The organism is Luteimonas sp. R10 (assembly GCF_045689605.1).
Lineage (GTDB): Bacteria > Pseudomonadota > Gammaproteobacteria > Xanthomonadales > Xanthomonadaceae > Luteimonas.
Map to the genome: position 1 here is coordinate 1,995,970 of NZ_CP141262.1, position 14,961 is coordinate 2,010,930.

Genomic DNA, 14,961 nt, shown 5'->3' on the forward strand with positions numbered 1-14,961 from the left:
CTCGATTTCCACCGCTCCGCGCGCTTGTCGAGCGCGGCTTCACGGAACTCAGTGCAGCCGGGTTTCCGCCGCCCGCACGGGGCCGCTGAACGACACCAGGGTGTCGCCGCGCAGCACCAGCCGGCCGACGTGCCGCTCGACGCCGTCCTCGGAGTACTCGAAGCGGAAGCTGCGCTCGAAGCCGAGCCGGCCGTCGCCGCCGCGGCGCAGGCGCAGGCCGGCGGCGTGCACGGTCTGGTCCAGCCACTGCACGCCGGCGGCGCGGCAGGCCTGGCGGCCGATGCGCCCGGCGCGCTCGGCGGCGGCGCGCGAGGCGCTCCAGAACGCGAACGCCGCGGCGGCGGCGATCATCAGCAGGATCAATCCGGACATGGCGCTACTGTGGGGGCGGCTGCGGGGCCGGGCAAGCGGTTCTGGCGACGGCGGTGGTCGGTACGTCCCGGCTTGGGCTCGAAGCGTCGCTATTCATTGGCGGCACCCGTGGCGACGGGCCCGACCTCGCCGCGGCGGAGAAGACTGCCTGGTGCGCCGAGCTTCAGCGACAGGTCGATCGCGCGCACGTGTTTGGTCAACGCGCCGATCGAGATGCAATCGACGCCGTCGGCGGCCACGGCGCCCACGTTGTCCAGATCGACGCTGCCGGACACTTCCAGCGGAATGCGGGCGCCAGCCGGAGCCTCCGCGGCGATCCGCACCGCCTCGCGGCGCATGTCGGCATCGAAGTCGTCGATCAGGATGCGGTCGCAGCCCGCCGACAGCGCCTCGCGCAGCTGCGCCAGGGTCTCGACCTCGACGATCAATGGCAGCGCAGGATGCAGTGCCCGGGCCGCGGCGATCGCGGCGGCGACCGATCCGCAGACACGGACGTGGTTCTCCTTCAGCATCACCGCGTCGAACAGGCCGATGCGGTGGTTGACGCCGCCGCCGACACGCACGGCGTACTTCTGCGCCTGGCGTAGCCCCGGCAGGGTCTTGCGGGTGTCGAGGATGCGCGCCCCGGTGCCGCGCACCGCGTCGACGTAGGCGGCGGTGACGGTGGCGGTACCGCTCAGCGTCTGCATGAAGTTGAGCGAGGTGCGCTCGGCGCTGACCAGGGCGCGGGCGCGGCCCGAGAGCGTGGCCAGCACGGTGCCGGCGGCGACTCGCTCGCCCTCGGCCACCCGCCAGTCGATGCGCACGTCGGGATCGAGCGCGCGGTGGCAGGCGTCGAACCAGGGCCGGCCGCACACCACCGCGGCCTCCTTGCACAGCAGGTAGGCGCGGTCGGCGCTGTCGGGCAGCAACGCGGCAGTCACGTCGCCGCCGCCCAGGTCTTCGGCCAGCGCGCGCGCGACATCGGCTTCGACAACCGCGGCCGGCGGCGGGGAGGCCGACGCAGTCACGGCGTCACCGAGGCGAGCCTGTCGCACCGGCTGCAGCGGAGCGGCTGGATCCCGGTCCGCGCCGTGAAAGCCGTGCCGGGTTTGCGGCCGCCGCGGCCTGGAGTGGCGCCATCGGAGGCCTCCGTCAGCCCGGAAATCCATCCACCTGACCAGTGGGAATGGCTTCCTCCACCAGCAGCACCGGGATGCCGTCGTCGATGCGGTAGACCCGCTTGCGGTCGCGGGTGACCAACGCCTCCCGCAGGGGCTCGGGCTGCGGGCTGTCGTCGGCGCGCCGCAGCGTGCCCGCGGCCACCGCGCGGTTCAGCGCCTCCAGGCCGGCCTTGTCGAGCAGCGACAGCGGCTGCCGGCTGGCGGGACAGACGAGTATGTCTAGCAGCTTGCGGTCCATTGAGAGCCGGGGTTGGGGATTGGGGAGTCGGGATTCGTCAAAAGCGTATCACCTCGACGTCATTGCGAGCGCGCCGGCGAACAGGCGCGCCCTTGCCAATCACCAATCACGAATCACCAATCCCGGCTAAAATACGCGTTTAGCGCCCGGGAACGAACATGCCAGCCACGCCAGCCAATCCCGCAGCGCCGCTCGTCGGGATCGTGATGGGCTCGCGCTCCGACTGGGAGACGATGCAGCACGCGGCCGAGCGCCTCGATGCGCTGGGCGTGCCGCACGAGGTCCGCGTGGTCTCCGCGCACCGCACCCCGGACGCGATGTTCGACTACGCCGCGTCGGCGCAGGCGCGTGGCCTGCGCGCGATCGTTGCCGGCGCCGGCGGCGCCGCCCATCTGCCCGGCATGCTGGCGGCCAAGACGGCGGTGCCGGTGCTCGGCGTGCCGGTGCAGTCGCGGACCCTCAACGGGCTCGACTCGCTGCTGTCGATCGTGCAGATGCCGGCCGGGGTGCCGGTGGCGACGTTCGCGATCGGCAAGGCCGGCGCGATCAACGCCGCGCTGTTCGCCGCGGCGCTGCTGGCCGCCGACCGCGAGGACATCGCCGCCGCGCTGGCGGCGTTCCGCCGGCGGCAGACCGACGCCGTGGCCGGCGACGACGACCCGCGGCGCCCGCCGGCAGCGCCCGGGACGCCGGCGTGACCCCCGTCGGCATCGACAGGCACGCGCCCGGCGCGCGCTTGTTTGCCTCCCCCGCAAGCGAGAGAGGGGCAGTCGGTGCCGTGCGGGCGCGTCGTAGCCGGCAATCAGGATTGCTGGAGCACTTTCGCCCATGACGACGGTAGGAATCCTGGGCGGCGGGCAACTGGCACGCATGCTGGCGCTTGCCGGCGCGCCGCTGGGCCTGCGCTTGCTGGTGATGGACACCTCGGCGGAGGCCTGCGCCGGGCAGTTCGCGCCGCTGCTGGTCGGCGACTACCGCGACGAATCGGCGCTGGCGGAGTTCGCCTCGCGCGTGGACGTGGCCACCTTCGATTTCGAGAACGTCCCGGCCGAGTCGGCGCGGTGGCTGAGTGCGCGCGTGCCGGTATTCCCGAATCCGCACGCCCTCGGCCTGGCCCAGGACCGGCTGGCCGAGAAGACCCTGTTCCGCGATCTCGGCATCCCGGTACCTCCATTTGCGGATGTCGATTCGCGCCGGGCGCTGGACGCGGCGCTAGCGGCGATCGGCATGCCGGCGATCCTCAAAACCCGGCGCCTGGGCTACGACGGCAAGGGCCAGTTCCGGTTGAAGCCGGGAGTCGGGACTCGGGATTCGGGACTCGGAGAAGCGGAGGCCGCGGCGGACGCGGCGTGGGCGGCGCTGGGGCCGCAGGCGGACCGGGTCGGCCTTATCCTGGAGGCCTTCGTGCCGTTCGAGCGCGAGCTGAGCGTGGTCGCCGTGCGCGGGCGCGATGGCGGTTTTCGCGCCTGGCCGCTGACCGAGAACTGGCACGTCGACGGCGTGCTGTCGGCCAGCCTGGCGCCGGCCACGGTCGACCCGGCGCTGGCCGAAACCGCCGTCGCCCATGCGCGCGCACTGGCCGAGGCGCTGGATTACGTCGGCGTGTTCGCGCTGGAGCTGTTCTGCCGCGACGGCGAACTGCTCGCCAACGAACTGGCGCCGCGCGTGCACAATTCCGGGCACTGGACCATCGAGGGCGCGGAGACCTCTCAGTTCGAGAACCACCTGCGTGCGGTGCTCGGCCGCAGCTTCGGCGCGACCAGCATGCGCGGGCACGCCTGCATGCTCAACTGGATCGGGGAACTGCCGGATCCGGCGCCGGTCCTGGCCGAGCCGGGCGGCCACTGGCACGACTACGGCAAGTCGCCGCGCGCCGGCCGCAAGGTCGGGCATGCCACCGTGCGCGCCGACACCCCCGACGCACTCGCCGGCATGCTGCGGCGCATCGGCGACGCCCTGGGCCGGCAGGCGCAGGTGGAACCGGTGATCGCGGCGTTGTCCCGGTAAGGCCTGGGAGGGGCTTCTGCCGGACACAGCGCGTTCGCCGGGCCCAAGCTCCCCTGGCACGGATCGGTTGCCGGGCACTGCGATCCAACTCCACCTGCAGGCAGCGTTCTACGGAGGCATGGCGTGCCTGCCGCACCGGCTCCCAAGCTGCATGCCGTAGAGCCGAGCTCGCTCGGCTAGCGACACCCCCGGAGCCATCGGAAGGCAGTGGAGCAAGCTCCGCTCTACGGGGCATGGAGCGTCTGCCGCATCGGCTCCGAGCCTGCGCGTCGTAGAGCCGAGCTTGCTCGGCTGCGCGGCATGCCTCCGGAGCCATCGGAAGGCAGCGGAGCAAGCTCCGCTCTACGTAGGCGGCGGTAGCGGAGGCTGGGCGTTCAGCCCAATCGCGAGGCGGCGAATTCCCAGTTCACCAGCTGCCAGAACGCGTCCAGGTACTTCCCGCGGTTGTCCCGGTAATCGAGAAAGTACGCGTGCTCCCACAGGCAGCAGGCCAGCAATGGCGTGTCGCTGCCGGTCAGCGGCGTGACCGTGTGCGGCGTGGCCGCGATCGCCAGGCGGCCGTCGTCGCGGCGCAGCAGCCAGATCCAGCCGGCGCCGAAACCACGCAAGGCGGTGTCGGTGAACTGCGCGCGGAAGCCGGCGGCGTCGCCGAAGGCGCGCGCCAGCGCGTCGGCCAGTGCGCCTTCCGGCTCGCCGCCGCCGCCGGCCGCCGCCGGCTTCAGGCAGTTCCAGTAGAACGCGGCGCTCCAGGCCTGGGCGGCGTGTTCGGCCATCGCGCCCTGGGCCTTGCGCACGATTTCCTCCAGTTCGAGTCCGGCGAAGGCCGTGCCCGCGATCAGGGCGTTGAGCCTTTCGACATGGCCGCGCTGGTGGCGGCCGTGGTGCTGGTCGATGGTGTCGCCGGAGATGTGCGGTTCCAGCGCCGTGCGGTCGTAAGGGAGGGCGGGCAGTTCGATGGCCATCGGCACCGGTTGTCGGGGAAATCCGCGGACGGCGCAAGGGCCGGCGACCGCGTGAAGGCTTACAATGGACGATTCTAACCCCATGCCCCGCCGCCGGACTTCGAATCCATACGCGCACCGGCGCGGCGCAGCGCAGGAGAACGCCCCATGGCTGTCATGCAGCGGATCCAGGCCGAGGTCGAGGGCCATCCGATCGTCCTTTTCATGAAGGGCACCCCGCAGTTCCCGATGTGCGGCTTTTCCAGCCGCACGGTGAAGGCCCTCAAGGACGCCGGCGTCACCGACCTGCACACCGTCAACGTGCTGGAGGAGCCGGAGATCCGCGCCAACCTGCCGCGCTATTCCAACTGGCCTACGTTCCCGCAGCTGTTCGTCCACGGCGAGCTGATCGGCGGCTGCGACATCACCCTGGAGCTGTACGAGTCCGGCGAGCTGGCGCGGATGATCTCGGAGGCGCAGAAGGCGTGAGTGCGGTGCCGCCCGAAGCGTCGCCGTCGACGGCCGCGGCGCTGCATGGGCGCGTGGTGCTGGTGGCGGGCGCACACGGCGGGCTGGGCCGCGCCGCGTCGCTGGCCTGCGCCCGCGCCGGTGCGCGGATGGTGCTGCTCGGGCGCCGCGTGCCCAGGCTCAACCGGGTTCACGATGCCATCGTGCAGGCGGGCGGCGAAGCGGCGCTGTATCCGCTCGACCTCGAAGGCGCTGGTGCCGACGACTATGCCGAACTGGCCGCGCGGGTCCACGATGAATTCGGGCGCCTCGACGGCCTGCTGCACTGCGCCGCCGACTTCCGCGGCTTGACGCCCCTCGAGCACACCGATCCGGCCGCGTTCGCGCGCGCCTTGCATGTCAACCTCACTGCCCGCTGGTGGCTCACCCAGGCCTGCCTGCCGCTGCTGCGGCGGGCCGCGGATGGTGCCGTGGTGTTCGTGCTCGACGATCCCGATGCCACCCGACAGGCCTACTGGGGCGGCTATGGCATCGCCCAGTCGGGGCTCCGCGCGATGGTGTCGATGCTGCACGCGGAGCTCGCCGCCACGCCGGTACGGATCAGCGGCCTGCAGCCGGGTGCGATGCGCACCGCGTTGCGGGCGCAGATCAGCGCCGAGGGCGACGGGGGGCAGGCGCGCGACCCGGACGGCTATGCCGGAGCGTGCGTGCATCTGCTGTCGGCCGGAGGCGCCGTGCATCGCGGCCGCATCTGGCGGCCGACGCCGTGATCCGCCGATGACCGCGCCGCCATGACGATCGCTTCCGCCGCGCTGCTGCTGTTCCTGATCCTGGACCCGCTGGGCAACGTGCCGGTGTTCCTGGGGATGCTGCGGCGCCTGCCGCCCAGGCGGCAGCGGATCGTGCTGGCGCGCGAGCTGCTGATCGCGCTGGCGGTGCTGATGCTGTTCCTGTGGGCCGGCAAGTACGCGCTGGAGCTGATGCACCTGCGGCAGGAGTCGGTGGCCATCGCCGGCGGCATCGTGCTGTTCATCATCGGCCTGCGCATGATCTTCCCGCCGCCGCAGGGCCTGATGGGCGAACTGCCGGACGGCGAGCCGTTCATCGTGCCCATGGCCATCCCGCTGGTGGCCGGCCCCTCGGGCATGGCGGCGGTGATGCTGATGGGCAGCAACGAGCCCGAGCGACTGGGCGAATGGAGCCTGGCGCTGCTGATCGCCTGGGCGGCGACCGCGGCGATCCTGTTCTCGTCCACCTACCTCTACAAGCTGCTCGGCATGCGCGCCCTGACCGCCATCGAGCGGCTGATGGGCATGCTGCTGGTCGCGATCTCGGTGCAGATGCTGCTGGACGGGATCGTCGGCTATCTCAGCATCGGCACGCCGACCTGAGCGGCGACCGCGTGACAAGCACTTAGCGTGCTTTGCTCAGGTGTCGGATAAAAGTCAAGCCGGTCAGTGGCTTGCGCCGTTCCGGACCTGTCATGTCGCTGTCATCTGCGGCCGTTACCGTGTTAATCTGAAGTTAACCGCTGCGCACGCATTCGCGCCTCGCGGCCCGGGCCCCCAGCTTTCCGCATCGCCAAAAACTGGCCGCACGCACGTCACGCGCGGCCGCCATCCACGCATCGAGGTTATCGACAATGACTCACAAGCACCGCGTCCGACTCTCCAAGCTGTCGCTCGGTCTGATCGTCGCGCTCGCCGCAGCGCCCGCCTTCGCGCAAAGCACCACTTCCGCAGGCGTCGGAGGCCAGGTGCTGGGCGCCGACGGTCAGCCGGTCGCTGGCGCCGAGGTGACGATCACCCACGTCGAATCGGGTACGGTGAGCCGCGCTACGACGGATTCCAACGGTCGCTACAATGCACGCGGCCTGCGCGTGGGTGGTCCCTACACCGTCACGATCCACAAGGCGGGCGCAGGCACCGACACCGAGGACAACATCTATCTCTCGCTGAATCAGTCGACTCAGGTCGACTCGCGACTAAGCGGAGATATCACCACTCTTGAATCGGTTCAGGCGATCGGTTACGCCGGCTCTGAAATCTTCAGTGCGACCAAGATGGGTGCCGGTACGAATCTCAGTTTGGAGCAGATTGAGGCATTGCCGTCCATCCAGCGCAACCTGCAGGATTACGTGCGTCTTGACCCGCGCATCTCGCAGACTGACAAGGGCCGCGGCGAGATATCGGCCGGCGGTCAGAACTCCCGTTTCAACGCGATCCGCATCGATGGCGTGAATACCAGCGATACGTTCGGCCTGGAAGCCAGCAATTTCCCGCTGTTGCGCCAGCCGGTGTCGATGGATGCGATCGAGGCGATTAATGTCGATCTGTCCAACTACGACGTCACCATCACGGGCGCGACCGGCGCGGTGATCGATGCGGTAACCAAATCGGGTACCAACAACTTCAGCGGTTCGGTTTACTACGTGTATCGCGATCAGGATTGGGTGCGTGACAACGAAGACGGCTCTCCGTTCTCCGGTTTCACCGACGAGGAAACCTACGGCCTGACGTTCGGTGGTCCGATCGTCAAAGACAAGCTGTTCTTTTTCGCCAACTACGAAAAGTTCACCCGCACTTCGCCGTCGCCGACATTTGGCCCGATCGGGTCGAGTGCATCCAATATCGTTAACATCTCTCAGGAGCAAATCGCCGAGGCGCAGCAGATTGCACGCGACGTCTACGGCGTCGACATCGGTACGCTGGAGACGCCCGACGGAACCAAGCAGGAACTGGAGGAAAAGGCGGTCAAGCTCGACTGGAACATCACGGATAACCACCGCCTTGCCTATCGTTACTCGGAAACCGAGCAGGTAGACCCGGTGCTGGGCGGTTCAGGCGACAACTCATTGGGCCTCAACAGCCGGTGGTACGACATCAACAAGACCTTCGACAGTCATTCGTTGCAACTCTTCAGCGACTGGTCGCAGAATTTCACCACCGAGATCAAGGCGTCGCGCCGCAACTACGACTCGATTAGCGGTGTGTACGCGCGCTTACCGCAGATGTCGATCGGCTTTGGCGACGGGAACGACGCGGATCAGCCGGATTCGCCGTATCTCAACTTCGGTGCCGACCAGTTCCGCCATGGTAACCAGATCGAAACGACCACGGACAATGTTTTCGCTGCCGCCACTTGGTACTCGGGAGATCACACCGTCAAGTTTGGCTTCGACTGGGAACGCAATGACATCTACAACTTGTATGCCCAGAACATCTGGGGCAACTATCAGTTCGCTAGTCTGGATCATTTCCGTAATGGCGAGTACTGGTCCTATACGCTGAACGCCCCGGTCCCCGGTCGTGGCCTCGATAGCGTTGCCATGAACTATGAGCACGCCAACACGGGTGTGTTCGTGCAAGACACTTGGGCAGTCAACTACAATCTGAGTCTGATGTTCGGTTTGCGCGTAGACATTCCGGATCTCGATGACGTGGCTGATCACAATCTGCTCGTCCAGGAAATCTACGGGCTGGACAACCGCAACGTTCTCGATAGCGAGCTATGGCAGCCGCGCTTTGGCTTCAACTACACCTTCGACAGTGAACGTCCGACTCAGTTGCGTGGTGGTGTCGGCCTGTTCCAAGGCGCGGCCGCCAACGTTTGGGTGGGCAATTCCTATCAGAACAGCGGCTTCGGTCTGATCGGTTACAACCGGGAGCTCAACTCGGAGCTGACCCAGGAACAGCGTGAGGCGATCTGGGCGTCGTTGCCGTTCGTGCCCGATGCCGATAATCCGACCACGCCACCGCCGGCGGCCGGTTACCAGATGATGGTCAACTTGATGGAAGACGGCATTAAGCAGCCATCGGTGTGGAAGGCCAATCTCGCGTTCGACCACGAGTTGCCCTGGTACGGCATCGTGGCCTCTGCCGAGGCGCTGTTCACCCGCGTCAAGGACGGCCTGCACTTTGAGCGTCTCGATCTCGGCACGCCGACCGCCTACGGTCAGGACGGCCGCCCGATCTATCTGCCGAACCCTGCCGATCAGGCCAGCGGCCGTCGCGCCAACGGCAACAACGGTGTTGCCGATGTCGCGGATACGATTCCCGGGTACGAGAACGTAACCGGCTGGCACAACGATGGTGTGATTCTGATGAAGAACACCGACAAAGGTAGCTCGCAACAGTTCACCTTCAGCTTGAGTAGGCCGCTGATCGAGAACTGGGCCTGGTCGCTCGGCTACACCTACACACGCGCCACTGAGGTAAGTCCGCTGACCTCTTCGCGTGCGATCTCCAACTGGAGCAACAAGGCGATCTTCGATCCCAATGAAGACGTGGCCGCGCGTTCCAACTACGAGATCCGCGATCGCGTGATCGGTACCGTGACATTCGAGAAGGCGTTCTTCGGCGATTACAAGACCAACTTCACCGTGTTGTATGAAGGTCGCAGCGGTCGCCCGTACAGCTGGCGCTTTCTCAACGACATGAACGGCGACGGCTACACCAACGACCTGTTGTATGTGCCGAACGGTCCTGGCGACGTCCTCTTCAGCGGTGGTGCTGCGATGGAGCAGGCCTTCTTCGAATGGCTGTCCGAGAATCCGGAACTGCAGTCCCACGCTGGTGGTCCAGCGGCCCGCAACGGCAGCAGGAACGATTGGGTCAACACCTTCGATCTGCGTATCAGCCAAGAACTGCCGGGCTTCTTCGACGGCCACAAAAGCGAGATCTGGCTGGATGTCATGAATGTCGGCAACCTGCTAAACAAGGACTGGGGGCAGATCTACGATCAGAGCCCGTACAGTGACCTGCGCGCGGTCAACTTTGTAGGCATCGACGAGGCGACCGGAAAATACGTCTACAACTTCGATCGCGATCGCGTCTGGGAGCCGGGTCTGTACGACGACACCGGGCAGTCTCGCTGGGCCCTGCAGCTGGGCTTCCGCTACAAGTTCTGATTCCGCATCGAGCCGCACCACAGGAACGGTCGGGTCTGCCCGGCCGTTTCCTTTTCCGGCCGGGGCTGCGCTACAGTGCCGCCCCAACCAAGAAGAACGGCGGCTATGGCAGGCGAGATCAAGGCATCGAGGGCGATGCCGGTGGTGAACGCGCGGATCTATCCGCGCGGCGGGCTGGACGTCCTCTCGCGCGAGGAAGTGGCGCGGCTGAAGGACGCCTCCCATGGCGGCATGCACGACCTGCTGCGCCGTTGCGCGCTGGCCGTGCTGACCAGCGGCAGCGCATCCGACGATCCGCGCGCCGCGCAGGAGCTGTACCCGGACTTCGACATCCAGGTGCTGCAGCAGGACCGCGGGGTGCGCATCGAGCTGGTCAACGCGCCGGCGATGGCCTTCGTCGACGGCGAGATCATCCGCGGCATCGCCGAGCTGCTGTTCGCGGTGGTCCGCGACCTGGCCTACACCGCGATCGAGCTCGGCGAGGACGCCGTCGATCTGGAGACGACTTCCGGCATCACCGACGCCGTGTTCGGGCTGCTGCGCAACGCGCGCATCCTGCAGCCGGCCGACCCCAACCTGGTGGTGTGTTGGGGCGGGCACTCGATCAACCGCGACGAGTACGACTACACCAAGCTGGTCGGCTACGAGCTGGGCCTGCGCGGCTTCGACATCTGCACCGGCTGCGGCCCGGGTGCGATGAAGGGGCCGATGAAGGGCGCCAACGTCGCCCACGCCAAGCAGCGCCGTTACCAGTCGCGCTACATCGGCATCACCGAGCCGGGCATCATCGCCGCCGAGTCGCCGAACCCGATCGTCAATCACCTGGTGATCATGCCGGACATCGAGAAGCGGCTGGAGGCGTTCGTCCGCCTCGGCCACGGCATCATCGTGTTCCCGGGCGGCGTCGGCACCGCCGAGGAGATCCTGTACCTGCTCGGCCTGATGCTGCGCGAGGAGAACGCGGACCTGCCGTTCCCGCTGATCCTGACCGGCCCGACCGCCTCGGCGCCGTACTTCGAGCAGATCGACCGGTTCCTGCGCCTGACCCTGGGCGAGGCGGCGACCTCGCGCTACGAGATCATCGTTTCCGATCCGGAAAAGGTCGCCCGGCGCATGGCCGAGGGCGTTAAGCGCGTGCGCGAGCACCGGCTCGCGCAGCAGGATTCCTTCTATTTCAACTGGTCGCTGGAGATCCCGCTGGAGTTCCAGCAGCCGTTCGTGCCCACCCATGAGGCGATGGCCGCGCTGGACCTGCACCAAGGCCGCAAGCCGCACCAGCTGGCCGCCGACCTGCGCCGCGCCTTCTCCGGCATCGTCGCCGGCAACGTCAAGGAGGACGGCATGCGCCGGGTCGAGGAGTTCGGCCCGTTCCAGATCCACGGCGACACCGACATGATGCAGGCCCTCGACGCCCTGCTGCGCGCCTTCGTCGAGCAGCGGCGGATGAAGATTTCCGGGCAGTATCGGCCGTGCTACGAGGTGCGGGCCTGAGTCGCCGACGAGTGTATTCGCAGTGAGGTCTGCAGGCCGGTTTCGTGAGATGGCCATGGTTGAGCAATGCTACGTTGCCGGCTCTTGTTTATCCGCTGGATGGCAGTCTTCGTTCACGAGTGGGAGTGTCAGTGTGGCGACATAGTGGTCACCCTGGACGGAGGTTTCCAAGCGCCCCTTGCCGTGCGTTGCAGCGTCTATCTGTGCGCGTACGGCCTTCTGTCCGACATGATGGCCGGGCATGACAGTGCCATGAATCGTGTTCCGAACAGATATTGCAACCTCTCCTCCTTCGGCTGCGACCCAGATGTCGATCTGTCCACCAGAAACAGAGGGTTCGACTCCATGCTTGATCGCGTTTTCAGCCAAAGGTTGGAGCGAAAGGGCGGGTAAGTGAATATCCGGCAGCTTCGTTGGTACGTGCCAACCTACCTTAAGTCGCTCTCCGAAGCGAAATTTCTCGATTTCGAGATATCGGCAAGTAAGGGAGAGCTCTTCCTCGAGAGAGATGTTTCGGGTGCCGCCAAGAGCTGCGCGGAAAAGATCGGCCAGATCCAAGAGCAACTGCTCCGCATGTCCGGGGCGCTGGTGGGCCAGTATGGCAGCCGTGTTGAGGGTGTTGTATAGGAAGTGCGGGCGGATGCGCGCCTGAAGTGCGTCGAGCTCAGCCTGTTTGGCACGGAGGGCAAGTTGCCGGCCCTTCCAGTAGTTCTGGAATGCAGCCAAGCCGAGTGCGCCCACTATCAGACTGATTCCAACGATGCGGAGCAGCAGCGCCCGCCACTCTTTTGGATCGAACGGAAATACGTCCCGCATCATGATCCATAGCAGGCCGCAGACCAGACAGGCGGCAACCACTAGCCATACCAGCGCCACGTATGCCAAATGCAGGGGAGGCATTGCCGCCAGGCTATGTCTTGATGCATACAGTCCGCCGAGGGCAATCAGAAGCACCCATTGAATCGTCAGGGAGGTCAGCCCAAACGATACAAGCATGCCCGCATGCGACGGCGGTGCCAGGGTGAGCACTACAGCCAGCCCCTGACCCGCCAGGACAACCCAGATGAGTGCCGGCGCCTGCCAGAGAGCGTCAAGTGGGTTGGGGTTCTTATCGATCGCCATGTATGGAGAATAGCGAAAAGCGGGCGGTGCTTGTCGCACCGCCTGGGAGCGATACTGGTCGGAACGCAAGCCGCCGCTCGCTCGCTGGAATCGACCGCCCATCGCTATGGGCTGGCAGGAATGGAGTATGGGCGCTATCGTCTCTTCGCCACGATCGCGGGGACAGGTGTGTATGGATGGTCGGCACGACATTGGTTGTCGTGAAAAAGGGGTGCGCGCCCAGCGCGTCGCGTGCGTCGGATTCACATTGATCGAGCTGATGATAACGGTTGTCGTATTGGCGGTCGTTCTTGCCTTGGCGGCACCCAGCTTCATTTCGATCATCAACAATAATCGCCTGGCTGCGCAAGGCAATGAGCTCGTGGCATCCCTGCATCATGCAAGGTCGGAGGCGATCAGGCGCAACGCTAGCATCACTGTTTGCAACAGTGCCGATGGAGCTACGTGCTCGGCAGCGGCGAGTGACTGGAGTTCATGGCTCACGGTCGTGGGTAGTAGCGATGAAGTCCTGAGGAGCCATTCCGTCAAGGCGCCGCTCCAGATCAGCAGCAGCGCACAGGGCATCACGTTCAGCGGCGATGGGCTTGCGAGATCGGCCACGGGGGGGCTGCTTGATGCTGAGATCACCGTGTGTTTGCCGACAGAGCGTCCCCCGGAGAATCGGCGCATCGTGCGTTTGGCGAGCGGAAGCCGAGTGTCCACGGATTCCGTAGACGGAGAAGGAGTGTGCCCATGACGGCCATCAGATCCCGGAGGGTACGACTGCGGCGCTCGGCTCGCCATGTCGGCCACTGGCGCCAACGCGGGGCGAGCTTGATCGAAGTGTTGATCGCCGTTCTGATCATGGCGGTCGGGATGCTCGGAATTGCGGCCATGCAGACCACGGCATTGCGGAACAGCCAGAGCTCCCTGGAGCGCAGCCAGGCCGTCATTCAGACATATGCCATTTTCGATGCCATGCGAGCCAATCGTGAACAGGCGCTCGCTGGTGCGTACAACATGGCGCGCACATGCCTTGTGTCTGCTGGCGGGGCAACCCTCGCCGAGAATGATCACCGAGAGTGGCTCAGTTCACTGCAAGATACGTTGGGGGACGATGCCTGCGGAGAGATTGACTGCCCTGACGCTTCTGCCTGCAGCGTTACCGTCGAGTGGAACGATAGCCGCGCAAGCGATGGTGGCGTGACCGGCATTGCAGGTGACACCAGAACCGTAACCACGACGACGCTGCTATGAAACGCGCCATACCGAGCCCTTCACCCCGGCGCATGTCGGGCCTCACCCTCATCGAATTGATGATCGCGCTAATTCTCGGCCTGTTGGTCGTCGGTGCGGCAATTGGCATTTTCCTGTCTAATCGCCAGGTCTACCGTGCAACTGAGAATCTTGGCTATGTACAGGAGAATGTCCGGATCGCGTTCGAATTGATGGCGCGCGATATCCGCGAAGCGGGAGGGAATCCTTGCGTCAACAATCTCCCGATCGCGAATGTCATCAACGATCCAGGGACACGCTGGTGGACGGACCTGCAGGATTGGGGAGCGGCATTGCGTGGATATGCCAGTAGTGAGGCGTTTCCCGACAGAGCATTCGGCACGGGTCCGGCCGAGAGGCTGAGTGGGACGGATGCAATCCAGCTCATCTCCGGCGATGACACCGTGGTGACGATCAGCGCCCATAATGCAGCCGGCAACACCTTCACGGTCAACACGACCGACCACGGATTTTCGGCCGGCGACTTGTTACTGGCCTGCAATTCCCGTCAAGCCTCAATCTTTCAGGCGAGTTCGGTAGCCGGTGTATCAGTGGGACATGCGGCTTCAACCGGCCCCGGCAACTGCACCACTGACCTTGGATTGGTTGCCCATGGCGAGGATTGCTCCTCTCGACCTCCGTTCACATACGCCGCTCCCAACTCCGTGATGGTTCGACTTCATGCGACCCGTTGGTATGTCGCCAACAATCCCAATGAGCGCCCTGCGCTCTACCAGAGCAGGGCCGCTGGCAATACTGTCAGCAACGAAGAGGTGGTTGAAGGCGTCACTGGGATGAAGCTGACGTACCTGCTAAGAGACGCAACATCATATGTGGTTGCCTCCGATCCCTCCATTGGATCGGCCAACTGGAGGGATGTGGTGGCGGTGCGTGTCGAGCTGACGGTAGAAAGTCCTGATGCGGTAGGGGTCGATGGAGCCCCCCTCGAACGACAGTTGATCCATGTCGTCAGCCTGCGGAACCGCAACGCATGAA

Annotated in this window: 15 protein-coding genes; 10 read left to right on the forward strand and 5 right to left on the reverse strand. The window is 65.8% G+C overall.

Annotated elements, in window-relative coordinates; all coding sequences use genetic code 11:
* Positions 1-48 precede the first annotated feature (48 nt).
* The 3 genes from U3649_RS08475 to U3649_RS08485 all read right to left on the reverse strand — a co-directional run bounded on the left by U3649_RS08475 (position 49) and on the right by U3649_RS08485 (position 1,773).
* Positions 49-372, reverse strand: coding sequence for a DUF3301 domain-containing protein (locus tag U3649_RS08475; protein ID WP_407354396.1), 324 nt, complete (start codon positions 370-372; stop codon positions 49-51).
* Between the two features lie 89 nt (positions 373-461).
* Complete coding sequence (gene nadC, locus U3649_RS08480; protein ID WP_407354397.1) at positions 462-1,382, reverse strand: carboxylating nicotinate-nucleotide diphosphorylase; 921 nt, start codon at positions 1,380-1,382, stop codon at positions 462-464.
* A 124-nt stretch (positions 1,383-1,506) separates the two neighbouring features.
* The gene (locus tag U3649_RS08485) at positions 1,507-1,773 is read right to left on the reverse strand and encodes a Trm112 family protein (protein ID WP_407354398.1); all 267 of its coding nucleotides are present in this window, start codon (positions 1,771-1,773) and stop codon (positions 1,507-1,509) included.
* Between the two features lie 158 nt (positions 1,774-1,931).
* Between U3649_RS08485 and purE the strand changes: the two genes are divergently transcribed.
* Positions 1,932-2,471: a 5-(carboxyamino)imidazole ribonucleotide mutase gene (gene purE, locus U3649_RS08490; RefSeq protein ID WP_407354399.1), complete on the forward strand. Its 540-nt coding sequence runs from the start codon at positions 1,932-1,934 to the stop codon at positions 2,469-2,471.
* 130 nt (positions 2,472-2,601) lie between these two features.
* Positions 2,602-3,780 carry a 5-(carboxyamino)imidazole ribonucleotide synthase gene (locus U3649_RS08495; protein WP_407354400.1) on the forward strand — a complete coding sequence of 393 codons (1,179 nt, stop codon included), beginning with the start codon at positions 2,602-2,604 and terminating at the stop codon, positions 3,778-3,780.
* Positions 3,781-4,154: 374 nt separating this feature from the next.
* Here the strand turns inward: U3649_RS08495 and U3649_RS08500 are convergent, their stop codons facing one another.
* Positions 4,155-4,742 (reverse strand): Fe-Mn family superoxide dismutase, encoded by a 588-nt coding sequence (locus U3649_RS08500; RefSeq protein WP_407354401.1) that lies wholly within the window; start codon positions 4,740-4,742, stop codon positions 4,155-4,157.
* A 147-nt stretch (positions 4,743-4,889) separates the two neighbouring features.
* Between U3649_RS08500 and grxD the strand changes: the two genes are divergently transcribed.
* The 5 genes from grxD to ppnN all read left to right on the forward strand — a co-directional run bounded on the left by grxD (position 4,890) and on the right by ppnN (position 11,589).
* A complete protein-coding gene (gene grxD, locus U3649_RS08505; RefSeq protein ID WP_407354402.1) occupies positions 4,890-5,210 on the forward strand; it encodes a Grx4 family monothiol glutaredoxin in 321 nt (106 codons plus the stop codon).
* Between the two features lie 5 nt (positions 5,211-5,215).
* Positions 5,216-5,959, forward strand: a complete 744-nt coding sequence (locus U3649_RS08510) for an SDR family NAD(P)-dependent oxidoreductase (RefSeq protein ID WP_407354580.1) — start codon at positions 5,216-5,218, stop codon at positions 5,957-5,959.
* Between the two features lie 21 nt (positions 5,960-5,980).
* Positions 5,981-6,580 carry a MarC family protein gene (locus tag U3649_RS08515; RefSeq protein WP_407354403.1) on the forward strand — a complete coding sequence of 200 codons (600 nt, stop codon included), beginning with the start codon at positions 5,981-5,983 and terminating at the stop codon, positions 6,578-6,580.
* 251 nt (positions 6,581-6,831) lie between these two features.
* Positions 6,832-10,098: a carboxypeptidase regulatory-like domain-containing protein gene (locus U3649_RS08520; protein WP_407354404.1), complete on the forward strand. Its 3,267-nt coding sequence runs from the start codon at positions 6,832-6,834 to the stop codon at positions 10,096-10,098.
* Positions 10,099-10,203: 105 nt separating this feature from the next.
* Positions 10,204-11,589, forward strand: a complete 1,386-nt coding sequence (gene ppnN / locus U3649_RS08525; protein ID WP_407354405.1) for a nucleotide 5'-monophosphate nucleosidase PpnN — start codon at positions 10,204-10,206, stop codon at positions 11,587-11,589.
* Positions 11,590-11,658: 69 nt separating this feature from the next.
* Here ppnN and U3649_RS08530 read toward each other — a convergent pair whose 3' ends face one another.
* Positions 11,659-13,035: a sensor histidine kinase gene (locus U3649_RS08530; protein WP_407354406.1), complete on the reverse strand. Its 1,377-nt coding sequence runs from the start codon at positions 13,033-13,035 to the stop codon at positions 11,659-11,661.
* On the opposite strand from U3649_RS08530, the gene U3649_RS08535 reads away from it, so the two are divergent.
* Genes U3649_RS08535 through U3649_RS08545 form a run of 3 tightly spaced genes read left to right on the forward strand, consistent with a single transcriptional unit; the run spans position 12,971 to position 14,960 of the window.
* Positions 12,971-13,447: a Tfp pilus assembly protein FimT/FimU gene (locus tag U3649_RS08535; RefSeq protein ID WP_407354581.1), complete on the forward strand. Its 477-nt coding sequence runs from the start codon at positions 12,971-12,973 to the stop codon at positions 13,445-13,447. The genes U3649_RS08530 and U3649_RS08535 overlap by 65 nt on opposite strands.
* Positions 13,444-13,947: a type IV pilus modification protein PilV gene (pilV, locus tag U3649_RS08540; RefSeq protein WP_407354407.1), complete on the forward strand. Its 504-nt coding sequence runs from the start codon at positions 13,444-13,446 to the stop codon at positions 13,945-13,947. Before U3649_RS08535 ends, pilV begins: the two co-directional genes overlap by 4 nt.
* On the forward strand, positions 13,944-14,960 hold the full coding sequence (locus U3649_RS08545; protein ID WP_407354408.1) for a PilW family protein: 1,017 nt from the start codon (positions 13,944-13,946) through the stop codon (positions 14,958-14,960). Before pilV ends, U3649_RS08545 begins: the two co-directional genes overlap by 4 nt.
* Position 14,961 lies beyond the last annotated feature (1 nt).